14 protein-coding genes are annotated in these 14,154 nt (G+C 72.5%); 6 read left to right on the forward strand and 8 right to left on the reverse strand.

Features of this window, described 5'->3' with window-relative positions; all coding sequences use genetic code 11:
- Nucleotides 1–126: 126 nt before the first annotated feature.
- Nucleotides 127–393, reverse strand: coding sequence for a WhiB family transcriptional regulator (locus tag ACFY7C_RS05245; RefSeq protein ID WP_389643976.1), 267 nt, complete (start codon nt 391–393; stop codon nt 127–129).
- 221 nt (nt 394–614) lie between these two features.
- On the opposite strand from ACFY7C_RS05245, the gene ACFY7C_RS05250 reads away from it, so the two are divergent.
- Nucleotides 615–1,268 carry a TetR/AcrR family transcriptional regulator gene (locus ACFY7C_RS05250; protein ID WP_389643978.1) on the forward strand — a complete coding sequence of 218 codons (654 nt, stop codon included), beginning with the start codon at nt 615–617 and terminating at the stop codon, nt 1,266–1,268.
- 19 nt (nt 1,269–1,287) lie between these two features.
- On the opposite strand, the gene ACFY7C_RS05255 is transcribed toward ACFY7C_RS05250, so the two are convergent.
- Together ACFY7C_RS05255 and ligD are read right to left on the reverse strand one after the other, a co-directional pair.
- Nucleotides 1,288–2,208 (reverse strand): alpha/beta fold hydrolase, encoded by a 921-nt coding sequence (locus tag ACFY7C_RS05255; RefSeq protein WP_389643981.1) that lies wholly within the window; start codon nt 2,206–2,208, stop codon nt 1,288–1,290.
- Between the two features lie 100 nt (nt 2,209–2,308).
- Nucleotides 2,309–3,361 carry a non-homologous end-joining DNA ligase gene (gene ligD / locus ACFY7C_RS05260; RefSeq protein ID WP_389643984.1) on the reverse strand — a complete coding sequence of 351 codons (1,053 nt, stop codon included), beginning with the start codon at nt 3,359–3,361 and terminating at the stop codon, nt 2,309–2,311.
- Between the two features lie 52 nt (nt 3,362–3,413).
- Between ligD and ACFY7C_RS05265 the strand changes: the two genes are divergently transcribed.
- The 3 genes from ACFY7C_RS05265 (at nt 3,414) to ACFY7C_RS05275 (ending at nt 7,297) form a co-directional block, all read left to right on the forward strand.
- On the forward strand, nt 3,414–4,472 hold the full coding sequence (locus tag ACFY7C_RS05265; RefSeq protein ID WP_389643986.1) for an ATP-dependent DNA ligase: 1,059 nt from the start codon (nt 3,414–3,416) through the stop codon (nt 4,470–4,472).
- A 330-nt stretch (nt 4,473–4,802) separates the two neighbouring features.
- Nucleotides 4,803–5,057 (forward strand): hypothetical protein, encoded by a 255-nt coding sequence (locus ACFY7C_RS05270; protein WP_356692712.1) that lies wholly within the window; start codon nt 4,803–4,805, stop codon nt 5,055–5,057.
- Nucleotides 5,058–5,203: 146 nt separating this feature from the next.
- Nucleotides 5,204–7,297, forward strand: a complete 2,094-nt coding sequence (locus tag ACFY7C_RS05275; RefSeq protein ID WP_389643989.1) for an MDR family MFS transporter — start codon at nt 5,204–5,206, stop codon at nt 7,295–7,297.
- Between the two features lie 64 nt (nt 7,298–7,361).
- On the opposite strand, the gene ACFY7C_RS05280 is transcribed toward ACFY7C_RS05275, so the two are convergent.
- The 4 genes from ACFY7C_RS05280 to ACFY7C_RS05295 all read right to left on the reverse strand — a co-directional run bounded on the left by ACFY7C_RS05280 (nt 7,362) and on the right by ACFY7C_RS05295 (nt 9,898).
- Entirely contained in the window at nt 7,362–7,823 is a 462-nt protein-coding gene (locus ACFY7C_RS05280) for a YchJ family protein (protein ID WP_389643992.1), read from the reverse strand.
- A gap of 49 nt (nt 7,824–7,872) precedes the next feature.
- Nucleotides 7,873–8,466 carry a GNAT family N-acetyltransferase gene (locus ACFY7C_RS05285; protein ID WP_389643994.1) on the reverse strand — a complete coding sequence of 198 codons (594 nt, stop codon included), beginning with the start codon at nt 8,464–8,466 and terminating at the stop codon, nt 7,873–7,875.
- 69 nt (nt 8,467–8,535) lie between these two features.
- Nucleotides 8,536–9,459, reverse strand: a complete 924-nt coding sequence (locus ACFY7C_RS05290) for a phosphotransferase family protein (RefSeq protein ID WP_389643997.1) — start codon at nt 9,457–9,459, stop codon at nt 8,536–8,538.
- Nucleotides 9,460–9,511: 52 nt separating this feature from the next.
- Nucleotides 9,512–9,898, reverse strand: coding sequence for a VOC family protein (locus ACFY7C_RS05295; RefSeq protein ID WP_389644000.1), 387 nt, complete (start codon nt 9,896–9,898; stop codon nt 9,512–9,514).
- Between the two features lie 17 nt (nt 9,899–9,915).
- Between ACFY7C_RS05295 and ACFY7C_RS05300 the strand changes: the two genes are divergently transcribed.
- Both ACFY7C_RS05300 and ACFY7C_RS05305 read left to right on the forward strand, forming a co-directional pair.
- Entirely contained in the window at nt 9,916–11,259 is a 1,344-nt protein-coding gene (locus ACFY7C_RS05300) for a 6-phospho-beta-glucosidase (protein ID WP_389644003.1), read from the forward strand.
- 58 nt (nt 11,260–11,317) lie between these two features.
- Nucleotides 11,318–13,219 carry a M64 family metallopeptidase gene (locus tag ACFY7C_RS05305; RefSeq protein WP_389644005.1) on the forward strand — a complete coding sequence of 634 codons (1,902 nt, stop codon included), beginning with the start codon at nt 11,318–11,320 and terminating at the stop codon, nt 13,217–13,219.
- A gap of 63 nt (nt 13,220–13,282) precedes the next feature.
- Here the strand turns inward: ACFY7C_RS05305 and ACFY7C_RS05310 are convergent, their stop codons facing one another.
- Nucleotides 13,283–14,113: an SAM-dependent methyltransferase gene (locus ACFY7C_RS05310; RefSeq protein WP_389644008.1), complete on the reverse strand. Its 831-nt coding sequence runs from the start codon at nt 14,111–14,113 to the stop codon at nt 13,283–13,285.
- Nucleotides 14,114–14,154 lie beyond the last annotated feature (41 nt).

Consider the following 14,154-nt stretch of genomic DNA (forward strand, 5'->3'; position numbering starts at 1 on the left):
AGGCCGGTCGAGGCCGGTTGAGGCCGGTCGACGGGCGGGAGGGTCCGGCTGACGGGCCGGGCGACCGGCTGGTGGGGCCGGGAGGGCTTCGAGCCGGGCGGCGGGCCTCGGAAGGCCCGTGCGCGCTCAGCCCTGGCGCCGCTTGAGCTTGATCCGCTCCTTCTCCGACAGGCCGCCCCACACACCGAACCGCTCGTCGTGCCGCAGCGCGTACTCCAGGCACGCGACGCGCCCCTCACAGGCCCCGCACAGCTGCTTGGCCTCGCGGGTCGAGGAGCCGGGCGCCGGGAAGAAGAACTCGGGTCCCGCCTGGGCGCACAGCGCGTCCTGCTGCCAGGAGAGGTCGGGGGCCATGAGGGTCTGCGGGGCGGAGGACATCGTGTCGGTCTGCATGGAACCAGGCTGTCCGAGTGGCCTAAACGCGCCATCAACGTCTGCTCAACGCGGCGCGCCGGGCACCGGCGGATCTGTTTCGGCCGCGTGAGACGCGAGCGGAAGCGAGCCGAGGCGGGTGGCTGCGGTCGGCTGCGGTGGGCCGCGAGCGCGCCACCGCGCGGCGCGGCACGCCCCCACGACGACTGTCCGCACGATCGTGCGGACAGTACGATGGCGGCATGAGCGGCAGGACCAGAACGGACGGGCGCGTCGAGCGCGGCAACCAGACCCGGCGACTCGTCCTGGGGCGCACGATGCACATCGCCTCCGTGGAGGGCCTCGAAGGGCTGTCCCTGGGGCGGATCGCCACCGAGCTCAAGCTGAGCAAGAGCGGGGTCTTCGCCCTGTTCGGCTCCAAGGAGGAGCTCCAGCTCGCCACCGTACGGGCGGCCACCGCGGTCTTCGTCGGCCGGGTCGTCACCCCGCTGGCCGACCTGCCGCCCGGCCCTGGCCGGGTGTGGGCGCTGTGCCGGAACTGGCTCGCGTACTCCTCGGAACGGATCTTCGAGGGCGGCTGCTTCTTCTACGCGGTGTCGGCGGAGTTCGACGCCCGCACGGGCCCCGTCCACGACGCCGTCGCGCGGGCCCGTCGCGACTGGGTCGCCTATGTGGAGCGGACGATCGAGGAGGGGCGGCTGGCCGGTGGCTTCGTCGAGGACGTCGACGTCCCGCAGCTCGCCTTCGAGATCATCGCGCTGATGGAGTCGGCCAACGCCCAGTCGGTCCTGCTCGGCGAGGCCTCCGCCTACGCGCGGGCGGAGCGGGGCATCGCCCGACTGCTGCGGGCGGAGGCGACCGACCGGGCGCGCGACGAGATCGACGCGCGCCCGTGACCTGGGTCAGCGAGGTGGATCAGCGGGCGGCGCCCGTCGCCTCGGCCCGCTCGCCGGGCTCCGCACTCACGGTGTCCCCGGCGCCCACGGCGCGCTCCGTGGTCATGAACTCCACCGCCCGCGCGACGACCTGAGGGTCCTTCAGGATCCGCCGGTGGCCGAGCCCCCGGGTGACGACCAGCCGGGCACGCTCGCCGTGCGCACGGGCGAGGAAGTGGGCGTGGGCGAGGGGCACCATCTCGTCCGCCTCGTCATGGATCAGCAGAACGGGCGCGCCGAGGTCGCCGGGGCGCCAGTCCGCGTCCAGCCGGCGCCAGATCTCCGGTTCGTCCGGGACGAGCCGGCGCTCGACGTGGCGGCGCATCGCGCGCATGGCGTGCCCGGTGAGGCCGAAGGCCCCCTGGAACCAGTCGGTGAGCAGGGTGAAGGAGCCGACGCCGGAGATTCCGACGAAGCGGCCGGCGCGGACCCCGTCGCGCAGCGCGAAGAGGGCGGCGAGGACCCCGAACGAGTGCGCCAGGACAGCGTCGAAGTCACCGTGCCGGGCGTGCAACTCCCGGATGATCGCGCGGTATTCGATGATGTTGGTGGCGCGGCCGGGCGCGTCGCCGTGGCCCGGCGCGTCGAAGGCGACCGGACTGTAGCCACGGCCGAGCAGCGCCTCGACGAAGGCGGCGAGGTGGGAGGCCCGCGAGGACCAGCCGTGGACGAGCAGGACCGGCCGCCTTCCGTCGCCCCAGGCGTAGACGACGGCCTCCTTGCCGCGCACCCGGATCCGGTCGACCCGGGCGGCGGCCATCAGACGTTCCTCCGCCGGCTTCACCCGGGCCCGTCCGGCGGGGCGGACGAAGAGGTGGAAGACGGCGCGCCCGGCGGGGGCGGGAGCGACGCGGGCGGCGGCGTTGAGCGCGGTGCGGACCAGCAGAGCCTTCGGAAACATGCCGGATCTCCTCGATCGTCCTCGATACGAGAAAATGCTAGCACGACCGTTCGTGTTGTTTTTGAGACGCCGGGCTGAGCGCTCGACGTGGCCCGGGGCCCTACTCCTCCGCCTCCCCCTTCCCCGCCTCCCTCTCCGTCTTCTTCTTCGCCCGGCTCGGCTGGACCCGTTTCGGCTCCCCCGGCATCTTCGGGTACTCCGGCGGGTAGGGCAGATCGCCGAGACCGTGCTCCGCCTCGTCCCGGCGGGCAAGTTCGAGGAGCGACTCCAGACTGAACCGCTCGTCGTCCATGTCCGCGTGCACGTCGCCGAGTTCCGCGTACCGCGCCGGCATGGTGCGGATGTCGAAGTCCCGCGGCACGGCGTCGTCGATCTCCTCCCAGCGCAGCGGCGCGGAGACGGGGGCGTGCGGGCGCGGGCGCACGGAGTAGGCGGAGGCGATGGTGCGGTCGCGGGCGGTCTGGTTGTAGTCCAGGAAGATCCGCTCCCCGCGCTCCTCCTTCCACCACTTGATGGTGACGCGCTCCGGCATCCGGCGCTCCAGCTCCCGGCCGCAGGCGATGGCGGCACGTCTGACCTGGGTGAACGTCCAGTTGGGCAGGATCGGGACGAAAACGTGCAGTCCACGACCGCCCGAGGTCTTGGGCCAGCCGCGCAGCCCGTGCTCGTCCAGGACGGCGCGCAGTTCGTGGGCGGCGCGGACGGCGTCGGCGTAGTCGGTGCCGGGCTGCGGGTCGAGGTCGAGGCGCAGCTCGTCGGGATGGTCGGTGTCCTCCCGGCGTACCGGCCAGGGATGGAAGGTGACGGCGCCCAGGTTGGCGGCCCACAGCACGGCGGCCGGCTCGGTGGGGCACATCTCGTCGGCCGACCGGCCGCTGGGGAAGGTGATGTGGGCCGTCGGGATCCAGTCGGGCAGGTACTTGGGCGCCCGCTTCTGGAAGAAGGACTCGCCCGTGACGCCGTCGGGATAGCGCTCCAGGGTGGTCGGCCGGTTCCGCAGGGCGCGGGTGACGCCCTCACCGACGGCCAGGTAGTAGCTCACCATGTCCAGCTTGGTGTAGCCCGTCTCCGGGAAGTACACCTTCTCCGGGTTCGACACCCGTACGGTCCGGTCGCCGACCTCGAGCTCCACCGCTGCCGCCTTGCCTGCCATGCGGGTCAGCCTAGAGCTCGCCGACAACTCCCGCATACCGGACAATCTCCCCATGGACCTGCCGGTGATGCCACCCGTGAAACCGATGCTGGCGAAGACCGTCAAGACGATCCCGCCGGGGATGCAGTACGAGGCGAAGTGGGACGGCTTCCGCGCCCTCGTCCACCGGGACGGCCCGGAGCTCTTCATCGGCAGCCGCACGGGCAAACCGCTGAGCCGCTACTTCCCCGAGCTCGCCGAGGCGTTCCCCGACCGGCTGCCCGAGCGCTGTGTGGTCGACGGGGAGATCGTCATCGCGCACGGCGGCCGGCTGGACTTCGACCGGCTCACCGAACGGATCCACCCGGCCGCCTCACGGGTCCGGATGCTGGCCGAGACGACTCCGGCCCGGTTCATCGCCTTCGATCTGCTCGCCCTCGGGGACGAGTCCTTCCTCGACACCCCGCTCGCCGAGCGGCGATCCGTCCTGGAGACCGCGCTCAGCGGGGTCGAGCCCCCGGTCCACCTCGCCCCGGCCACCACCGACGCGGCGCTCGCCGCGCACTGGTTCGAGCAGTACGAGGGCGCCGGCCTCGACGGCGTGATCGCCAAGCCGCTCGACCTGCCCTACCGGCCGGACGCCCGGCTCATGTACAAGATCAAGCACGAGCGCACGGCCGACGTGGTCGTGGCCGGATACCGCTTCCACAAGAGCGGGCCGGTGGTCGGCTCGCTGCTGCTCGGCCTGTACGACGACCGGGGCGCCCTCCAGCACGTCGGCGTGTGCGCCGCCTTCACCGCCCGGCGGCGTGCCGAACTGGTCGAGGAGCTGGAGCCCCTGCGCATGGACCCCCCGGACGGCCACCCGTGGGCGGCCTGGGCGGAGGAGTCGGCGCACGAGTCCTCCCGCCTCCCGGGCGCGCCGAGCCGCTGGTCGGGCAAGAAGGACCTCTCGTGGGTGGCGCTGCGGCCCGAGCGGGTCTGCGAGGTGGCTTACGACCACATGGAGGGTGACCGCTTCCGGCACACGGCCCAGTTCAAGCGCTGGCGCCCGGACCGCACGCCGGACTCCTGCGGCTACGCGCAGCTGGAGGAGCCGGTCTCGTACGACCTCGGCGAGATCCTCTCGTAGCTCCGCCCGGGCCGTACGGTCGTGACGGAGATCGTTCCGGGCCGGCGCCGACGTGAGATGCCCCACATCGGGTTTGCGCGGCAGTCCACCTTTCTCGGCGTGGCGTTCGGGGAACTGACGAGCGATCGGACACGCGCACCACGCCGCACCTGCGGGAACGCCCGGCGCCCTCCCGCTCCGGTCCGTACGCCTCGCCGAAGGCCGCGCGCGGCTGTTGCCCGGCGGTGACGGAGCCGTCGTCGAACCGCCACCGCCATCCGGTACGTATGGATACGCATGGAGGAGAGAAACCACTCTCACCGCCCGACAGACCCACAAGGACCGATCGTGATCGCCTCGCCCTCGCCCCTCGTCCCCGTGCCGATCCCCGACCGTGTCGCCGCGCTCATCGGCTCCTGCCTGCCGCTGCACGTGCTCCAGGCCGAGGTCGACGCCGACTGCGCGGCGCGCGAGGTGTACCGCTTCCGCGGGCCGCTGTGCGCGGAGGACCGGGCCGACCGCGAGCACGCCCTCGCCGCGCTCGCCCGGGCCAACAAGATCCTCGCCAAGCACCACCCGAAGCTGCCGGTGCGCCCGGGCTTCTGACCCCGGCTCCCTCTGCCTGGGATTCTGCCCGGGCCCGAGGCCACGGCTCGCCGCGGTGTTCGGCCGTTCGGGGCGCGGGCCCGGCCCCGCACCGATTCGGACGTCCTCCGCATGCGGGACACCGCCACCGGTGTGAGGCTGCCAGCGTGACCACCACCAGCGAAGCAGCGCCCGCGCCCCCCGCCGCCGAGCCCCCGGTGCTCGACAGCCGCCGTCGCAACATCGTCTTCGGCACGATCATGCTCGGTGTGCTGCTGGCCGCGCTCGACCAGACGATCGTGGGCACCGCGCTGCCGACGATCGTCTCGGACCTCGGCGGCGCCGCCCACATGTCCTGGGTGGTCACCTCGTATCTGCTCGCCGAGACGGTGGCGACCGTCCTCGTCGGCAAGTTCGGCGATCTGTTCGGCCGCAAGGTGATCTTCCAGATCTCGGCGGTCGTCTTCATCACCGGCTCGTTCCTGTGCGGTCTCGCCACCAACATGACGTTGCTCATCGTCTGGCGCGGCCTGCAGGGCATCGGGGCCGGCGGGCTCATGGTCACCTCGATGGCGCTGATCGCCGATGTGATCCCGCTGCGCGAACGCGGCAAGTACCAAGGCGCGATCGGGGCGGTGTTCGGTGTCTCGACCGTCATCGGGCCGCTGCTCGGCGGTCTGTTCACCGACCACCTGAGCTGGCGGTGGGCGTTCTACGTGAACGTGCCCATCGCGATCCTGGTCGTCATCGCCGCCGCCCGTTCCATTCCCTCCGTCCGCTCCGCGAGCCGGCCGGTCATCGACTACGCGGGCATCGCGCTCGTCGCCGTCGGCTCCAGCGCCCTGATCCTGGCGACGAGCTGGGGCGGCAACGAGTACGCCTGGGGCTCCGCGGTCATCATCGGGCTCTTCGCCGGCGGCCTCCTCGCCCTGGCGCTCTTCTGCTGGGTGGAGACCCGCGCGGCCGAACCCATGCTGCCCATGCGGCTGTTCCGCAACCCGGTCTTCACCGTCTGCTCGGTGCTGAGCTTCGTCGTCGGCTTCGCGATGCTCGGCGCGATGACCTTCCTGCCGACCTATCTGCAGTACGTCGACGGGGACTCGGCGACGACCTCCGGCATCCGCACCCTCCCCATGGTCGTCGGCCTCCTCATCGCCTCCGTCTTCAGCGGCAACGTCGTCAGCAAGACGGGCCGGTACCGGATCTTCCCCATCGCCGGCTGCCTGGTGATGGGCGTCGGGCTCTATCTGCTGTCCCTGATGGGGCCGGAGACCGGCACCTGGCCGGAGTCGCTGTACATGTTCGTGCTCGGCGTCGGCATCGGCCTGTGCATGCAGGTCCTCACCATCGCCGTCCAGAACACCGTCGACTACGCGGACCTGGGCACCGCCACCTCGGGCGTGACCTTCTTCCGTACCCTCGGCAGCGCCTTCGGCACCGCCGTCTTCGGCACCATCTACGCCAACTCCCTCAAGCCCAACCTGACGGAGGGCGTCGCCGGGGCCTCGGCGGCCGCCGCGCCCCTCGGTCTGGATCCGGGAGCCGTCGCCGCGGCCGCGCAGAGCCCGTCCGGCGTGCACGGACTGCCCCAGCAGGTGGCGGCGCCGATCGTGGACGCGTACGCCGACACGCTGCACACCGTCTTCCTCTGGACCGTGCCGGTCGCGGCCGTCGGCCTGGTCGTGGCCCTCTTCCTCAAGCAGGTGGAGCTCCGCGACACCGTCCGCGCGTCCGCGCCCGACATGGGCGAGGGATTCGCCTCCCCCACGTCCAGCGGCGACTCGGCCAAGCTGCTCGAACTCGCGGTCGGCCGGATCATCCGCAGGACCGATGTCGACACGGCCCGACGGATCGTCAGCGCGTCCGACACCCGGCTCGACCCGGCCGGCGCCTGGGCGGTCATGCAGGTGGAGCTCTTCACCCGCCTCGTGGGCCACGCCAGCCTCGGCCTGATCGCGGCGGGCCGCCGGGTCCCGCCCGAGGTGCTGCTGCCGGTCTTCGACCGGATGGTCGACGAGGGCTTCCTCACCCGGGACGGCAACCTGCTGTCGCACACCCCCGCCGGGAAGCGGGAGGCGGACGTCATCACCCGGGCCTGGGGCGACTGGCTCAGCGACCGCGTCGAGCGCGAGAGCGGCCGCCCGAGCGGCCCGGAACTGCGGGCCGCGACGGACGCGATCGCGAAGAAGCTGATCTCGGAGGACCTGGCGCAGGGGCTGCCGCAGGGGGGCCGGGAGAGGGTGGGCGCGGGGGCGCGGTGAGGGTGGGCGCGGGGGCGCGGTGAGGGGCGGCGCGGGGGCGCGGTGAGGGGCGGCGCTCCTCACGTCAGTCCAGGAACTCCCCGTCCACGTACACCCACGCCCCCTCGTGCCGCGCGAACCGGCTCCGCTCGTGCAGCTCTCCGGGCACCCCGCCGTGGGTGAAGCGGGCCCGGAAGGTCACGGTGCCGTGCTGGTGGAAGGCGGTGCCGTCGCCGGTCTCCTCGATCTCCAGGCCGGCCCACCGCATCCCGGGATCGAAGTCGACCTCGCCGGGCCGCGTCCGGGGCGCCCAGGTGCGCAGCAGATAGGCCTCGTCGCGGACGACGAAGGCGCTGTAGCGCGAGCGCATGAGCAGCTCGGCGGTGGGCGCGGTGGCGGGCCCCGTGTGGAAACGTCCGCAGCATGTGCCGTACGTGGCGGCGAGCCCGCAGGGGCAGGGCGCGTCGGCGGTCACCGCGGTCGCGGGAGCGGTCGCGGGTACGGCGGGGCGGGCGGAACGGGCGGGGCGGGCCTTGCGTCGGGACATGGCCCCATTGTCGCGTGCCGCCGGCCGCCCGCCCCGCCGAGGTTCCGCGTCAGCGGGGGTCGCGCCACATCCCCCACAGCACCGGGCCGCCGCCCGGCAGCTCGAACTCCTCGCGCACGGTGAAGCCGAAGTGCTCGTAGACGGGGAGGTTGGCGGCCTTGGAGGATTCCAGGTAGGTGGCCTGACCGGCCGCGTCGGCCTTCGCCAGGCCCGAGCGCAGCAGGGCGGCGCCCTGTCCCGTGCCCTGGGCGACCGGGTCGGCTCCGATCAGGGCCAGGGACCAGTGCGGTTCCTGCGGGGTGTGCGCCGCGGCCGTCTCGACGGCCTCCTTGAACAGGCCGGCGCGGTCACCGAGGATGCCGATGAGCTCCTGGATGGTGTCCGCGTCGGGAACGGCCTTCTCCTGCGCGTCGGCCGGCACCCAGAAGGCCGCGGCGGCGTCGGTGCGCTCGCACACGCCGTTGTGGAGGTACTGGCGGGTGAAGAGCGTGGAGAAGTAGCGGCCGAGGGTCGCTTCGCGCGAGGTCTCCTCGGGGAAGAACCAGCGCATCATCGGGTCGTCGTCGAAGGCCCGGGCCAGCGTGTGGCTGATCGCCGGGGCGTCCTCGAGCACTGCCGTCTTCGGCATGTTGGTTGTCGCCATGCGGACATTCTTCCCACAAACGATCTTGGTCGGTCACGGGGGGGTGGGTCGGGGGGCGGGCCCCCGCGGTCACCCCGTCCCGAACCACGACTCCGCGAGCGCGCTCAGGCTCCCCTCCTCCGTCACGCCCAGCTCGCGGAGGTACCAGGGGAGGTTGCTGTAGACGTGGAGCAGGGTGTACGCGAGCGCGGTGGACGGCTCGACCGTGCGGCCGTACGCCCGCGTCAGGCGGGCCAGCAGGGCCGGGTCGCCGCGGGTGACGAACAGGCCGACGCCCACGAAGTCGTAGGCGGCGTCGCCGATCATGGCGGGTTCGAAGTCGAAGAAGCCGGTCAGCCGCCAGCCGTCGGGGTCGACGAGGAAGTGCTGCTGCATGACCTCGGTGTGCAGCAGGCAGGGCGGCGGGGTGCGCGGCAGGGCGACCGAGGCGAGGAAGTCCGGGATCTGCTCCAGCCAGCCGGGCGGCAGTCCGTGCCGACGCTGCCGGGCCACGGCGCCGGCCCGCTGCCGGTCGACGAAGGCTCCCCAGTCCCCCGGGCCGAGGACGTCGCCGAGCGGCCCGGGGTCCAGGGCGTGCAGAACGGCCAGGGTTTCGCCGATCTCGGAGACGATCCGCTCGCGGTGGTCGCGCGGGACGCGGGGCCACACCTGGGCGAGGTTCTCACCGCGGAGCCGGGACATCAGGACGTACCGCCAGCCGTTCTCGTACGCCCCGGCGGCGCGCACCTCCGGGGTCCGCACCGGCAGTCGCCCCCCGACATGGGCGAGGACCCGCCCCTCGGCGACGCCGTCGCGGGCGGCGGCCGCCGGGAACAGCTTGAGCACGTGCCCGTCGCCCACCGCGTACACCGGCTGCGAGCCGTCGGGGAAGCGGGTCAGCGGCGCGCCGGCGAAGCCGAGGCGCGCGCAGAGGTCCTCCGCGCCGGGACGCATCACCGTCTCGTCGGGGACGATCGCGTCCCACTCTTCGTCCGTCTCCACCGAGGGCAGCATGATCGCCACCGTAGGCCGCTCGCTCGGCGACGGCCATCGAATTTCGCCGCGTCTAGGGGCGGTAGCGCAGCGGGTGGCCCTCCGGGACCTCCACGACCGCGATCCGTACGCCGTCGGGGTCGGCGAGCCACATCTCGATCAGGCCCCACGGCTCGGTGACCGGTTCGCGCAGCACCCGGGCGTCCGTGCCGCGCAGCTCCTCGCGGGCCGCGTGGACGTCGGCGACCTGGAGCCAGAGCCGGAGTCCGGGCTCGGGCGGCGTGGCGGCGGCGCGCCCGGACAGTTCGAGGAAGCCGCCGCCGAGGAAGTAGACGGTGCCGCGGTCGGGGCCGGTGCCGAACTCTCGGTAGACGGCGAGGCCGAGGGTCTCGCCGTAGAAGCGGCGGGAGCGTTCGGGGTCGGTCGGGCGGAGCAGGATCCTGCTGCTCAGTACGTGCATCCGAGTAGCGTACGAGCATGAAACTGACGATTCTCGGAGGCGGCGGATTCCGGGTGCCGCTCGTGTACGGCGCCCTCCTCGGCGACCACGCCGAGGGGCGGGTCACTCATGTCACCCTGTACGACCTGGACGCCGGGCGCCTGTCGGCGATCGCCCGGGTGCTCGCCGAGCAGGGCGCGGGGGTGCCGGACGCGCCGGTGGTGAGCGCGACGACGGATCTGGACGAGGCGCTGCGCGGTGCGGACTTCGTCTTCTCCGCCATCCGGGTGGGCGGTCTGGCCGGCCGGGCGGCCGACGAGCGGATCGCGCTGGCCGAGGGCGTGCTGGGGCAGGAGACGGTGGGCGCGGGCGGTATCGCGTACGGGCTGCGGACGCTGCCGGTGGTGACGCACATCGCCCGGCGGATCGCCGAACTCGCCCCGGAATCCTGGGTCATCAACTTCACCAACCCGGCCGGCATGGTCACCGAGGCGATGTCGCGGATCCTCGGCGACCGGGTGGTCGGCATCTGCGACTCGCCGGTGGGTCTCGGCCGCCGGGTGGCGCGGGTGCTCGGCGCGAGCCCGGACGAGGCGTGGATCGACTACGTGGGCCTCAACCACCTGGGCTGGCTGCGGGGGCTCAGGGTCGGCGGACATGACATACTGCCGCGGCTCTTCGAGGACGACGCCCTGCTCGGCTCCTTCGAGGAGGGCAAGCTCTTCGGGACGGACTGGCTGCGTGCCCTCGGTGCGATCCCCAACGAATACCTGCACTACTACTACTTCAACCGCGAGGCGGTCCGGGCCTATCGGGAGGCGGAGAAGACCCGGGGCGCCTTCCTGCTCGACCAACAGGCAGGCTTCTACGAGGAGACGGGCAGGCCCGGCACGTCCGCGCTGGCCGCCTGGCACCGGACGCTCGCCGACCGCGAGGCGACCTATATGGCGCACAACCGGGAGGCCGCCGGTGTCGGCGAACGGGCCGAGGAGGACCTGGAGTCGGGCGGTTACGAGAAGGTGGCGCTGGCGCTGATGCGGGCCATCGCGCGCAACGAGCGGGCCACGCTGATCCTCAACGTCCGCAACCGCCACACCCTTTCGGTGCTCGACGCGGATGCGGTGATCGAGGTGCCGTGCTTCGTCGACGCGGCCGGCGCCCATCCGGTGTCGGTGGAGCCGCTGCCGTATCACGCGGTCGGTCTGGTGACGGCGGTGAAGGCGGTGGAGCGGGAGGCGCTCGCCGCGGCGGAGAGCGGATCGCGGGAGACGGCGGTGAAGGCCTTCGCGCTGCATCCGCTGGTCGACTCGGTGGCGGTGGCCCGCCGGCTCGTCGAGGGCTACACGGCCGAGCACGCCGGACTGGCCTATCTGCGTCGCTGACATGGACGGCTGACGAACATCTTTACGACGCGGGGAGCGCGGCCTAGGCTCGCGCCCCATGACTTCACAGCGACGCAGGGGTGTTCGACGAGGAGTGGCCCGGCTCGTCGTGGGCTGTCTGCTGGCCGCGGGACTCGTGAGCACGGGGTCCTCGGCCGCGGGCAGTCCGGCCGCCGCCGAGACGGGCGGGGCGACCGTCGTGCCCGTGCAGACGACGGGGCCCGCGGACCGGCGGTTCAACCTGGTGGTCATGGGCGACGGGTACACGGCCGAGGAGATGCCGGAGTTCCGCGCCCATGTGGAACGGCATCTGAGCACGCTGTGGAGCATCGAACCGTTCGCCTCGTACCGCTCGTACATCAACGTGTGGGCGGTGGAGATTCCCTCCCAGGACTCGGGCGTCGACTGCGATCCGGGTCTGGACGCGCCGGCCCGTGACACCGCGCTGCACATGGGGTTCTGGGGCGGCTGCGACGCGGGCAGCGTGCAGCGGCTGCTGACCGTCGACAGCGACAGGGCCGCCGCCTTCGCGGACCTGGTGCCCGGCACCAGCCGCGCGAACCGGCAGATCGTGGCCCTCGCGAACAGCACGACCTACGGGGGCGCGGGCGGGAGTTACGCCACGGCCTCCGGCGGCAACGCGCTGTCGGCGCTCATCACCCCGCACGAGATAGGGCATTCGCTCGGCGGGCTCCAGGACGAGTACGACTACTACGGGCGCGGGGTGCCGGGCGGCGCGTACACGGGCGGGGAGCCGTCCTCCGTCCACCACACGCTGCTCACGGAGCGGCAGATGCGGGACCAGCGGGCCAAGTGGTGGCGCTGGCTCGGCGAGGAGAGCGAGTCGGGCGGGGTCATCGGCCGCCACGAGGGCGGCCTGTACAGCACGACGGGCGTCTGGCGGCCCAGCCGCCACTCCCTCATGAAGACCCTGGGCTACGCCTTCGACCAGGTGGAGCGCGAGGTCATGGTGCGGGCGATCTCGGCCAAGGTGGATCTGGTCCAGGCGCACACACCGAACACGGCGCCGCTGGCGGCCGACCGTTCGGTGTGGGTGGACACGCTGCACCCGGTGGGCGGTGAACTCGCCGTGGAATGGCGGCTCGACGGACGGCTCCTCGACACCCGGGGCACGCGCACGGTCGACCTGCGGGCCCTGGATCTGCCCCGGGGCCGTACGCACACGCTGACGGCGAAGGTCACGGACCCGACGCCGTTCGTGCGGGAACCGGCGGTGCGGGCGTCCGCGGCCCTCACCCGTACGGTGAGCTGGACGGTGAACCCCGCGCTCACCACGCGGCAGGAGGAGATCGCGCCGGCCTTCACCGGTCACACCCCGACGGCCTCTCCCGTCGGTGCCCGCTCGGTGGTCCACGCGGACACCACCCACCCGGTGCGCGGGACGGTGGCCGTGCGCTGGCGGCTGGACGGGGAGTCGGTGCCCAACCCGGGCAACGACCGTGATCTGGACCTGAGGTCGCTGCGGCTCTCCCCCGGCACCCACACCCTCACGGCCGACATCCCCGGCACACGCGAGGAGTTGAGGTGGACGGTGGACGCGCTCGCCGCCTCCGCCGCGTACGAGCTGTCGACTCCGCTGCGCACGGTGCGGCGGCCGGGACAGCCGGTGGAGTACGTGTACGACGGGGAGTTCACGATGCGGCTGACCGCGCGGGACGACCGGGAGGGCGCGGTGGTGAGCCAGTTCCGGGTGGACGGCGACGGCTGGTACACGTACTACGGCTGGCCGACGGACGCCTCGGCTCCGTTCCTCTTCTCGCCTTCCGGCACGGTGATCGACGACCTCGTGTACGGCAAGCTGGGACGGAGTCGCGCGGTCCCGTGGGAAGACGCGACGCCCGACTACGGCACGCACACCGTGGAGTACCGGACGGTCGACGCGGCGGGGAACGTGAGCCGGGCCCGGAGCTTCCTGGTGACGCTGGTCAGGCCCGAGTAACGAGGGAACGAGGAGAGGCCCGCGGATCCGTCCGCGGGCCTCTCCTCGTTCGTACGGGAGGGGTCAGCGCTTGCGCCCGACCGCGGCCCAGCCCGGAATCGGGTCGTCGCCCTGGACCGGGACGGGCTCGCCCAGCTCCGGGTGCCACTCGGCGGTGAGGGAGACGCCGGGCTCGACCAGGTCGAGGCCGTCGAAGAACGCGGCCAGTTCGTCGCGCGAGCGCGGCCGCAGGGTCAGACCGCGCGCCTTGTACATGGCGGAGGCCTTGGCGGCGCCTTCGGGGTCGAAGTCACCGGTGACGTGCGAGAGGACGAGGTAGCTGCCGGGGGCGAGCTTGTCGACGATCTTGGCGACCAGCTCGTAGGCACCGTCCTCGTCGCCGACGAAGTGCAGCAGCGCGAGCATCGACAGTGCGATGGGCTGATCGAAATCAAGGACCTTTCCGGCCCTTTCGAGGATGACCTCGGGCTCGCGCGCGTCCGCCTGGATGTACTCGGTGGCCCCTTCCGGGGTCGAGCGCAGCAGCGCGGCCGCGTGCGCGAGCACGATGGGGTCGTTGTCGCAGTAGACGATCCGGGCCTCCGGCGCGGCCTCCTGCGCGATCTGGTGCAGGTTGGGCTCGGTGGGGATGCCGGTGCCGACGTCCAGGTACTGCCGTACGCCGTTGGCGCTGAGCCAGCGGATGGCGCGGTGCATGAAGGCCCGGTTGACGCGGGCCATGTCCCGGCCCCGGGCGTCGACGGTGAGGAGCTGGCGGGCCATCTCCTCGTCCACGGGGTAGTTGTCCTTGCCGCCCAGGAACCAGTCGTACATCCGCGCGGGGTGCGGCTTGCTGGTGTCGATCCGTACGTCGCTGCGGGTGTCGCTGCGTACGGACGCGGGGTCCTGGGTCATCGGCTCTCCTCGGCGGGACGAACGGTGGCGCTTACAGCAAG

This window comes from Streptomyces sp. NPDC012769 (assembly GCF_042901205.1).
GTDB lineage: Bacteria > Actinomycetota > Actinomycetes > Streptomycetales > Streptomycetaceae > Streptomyces.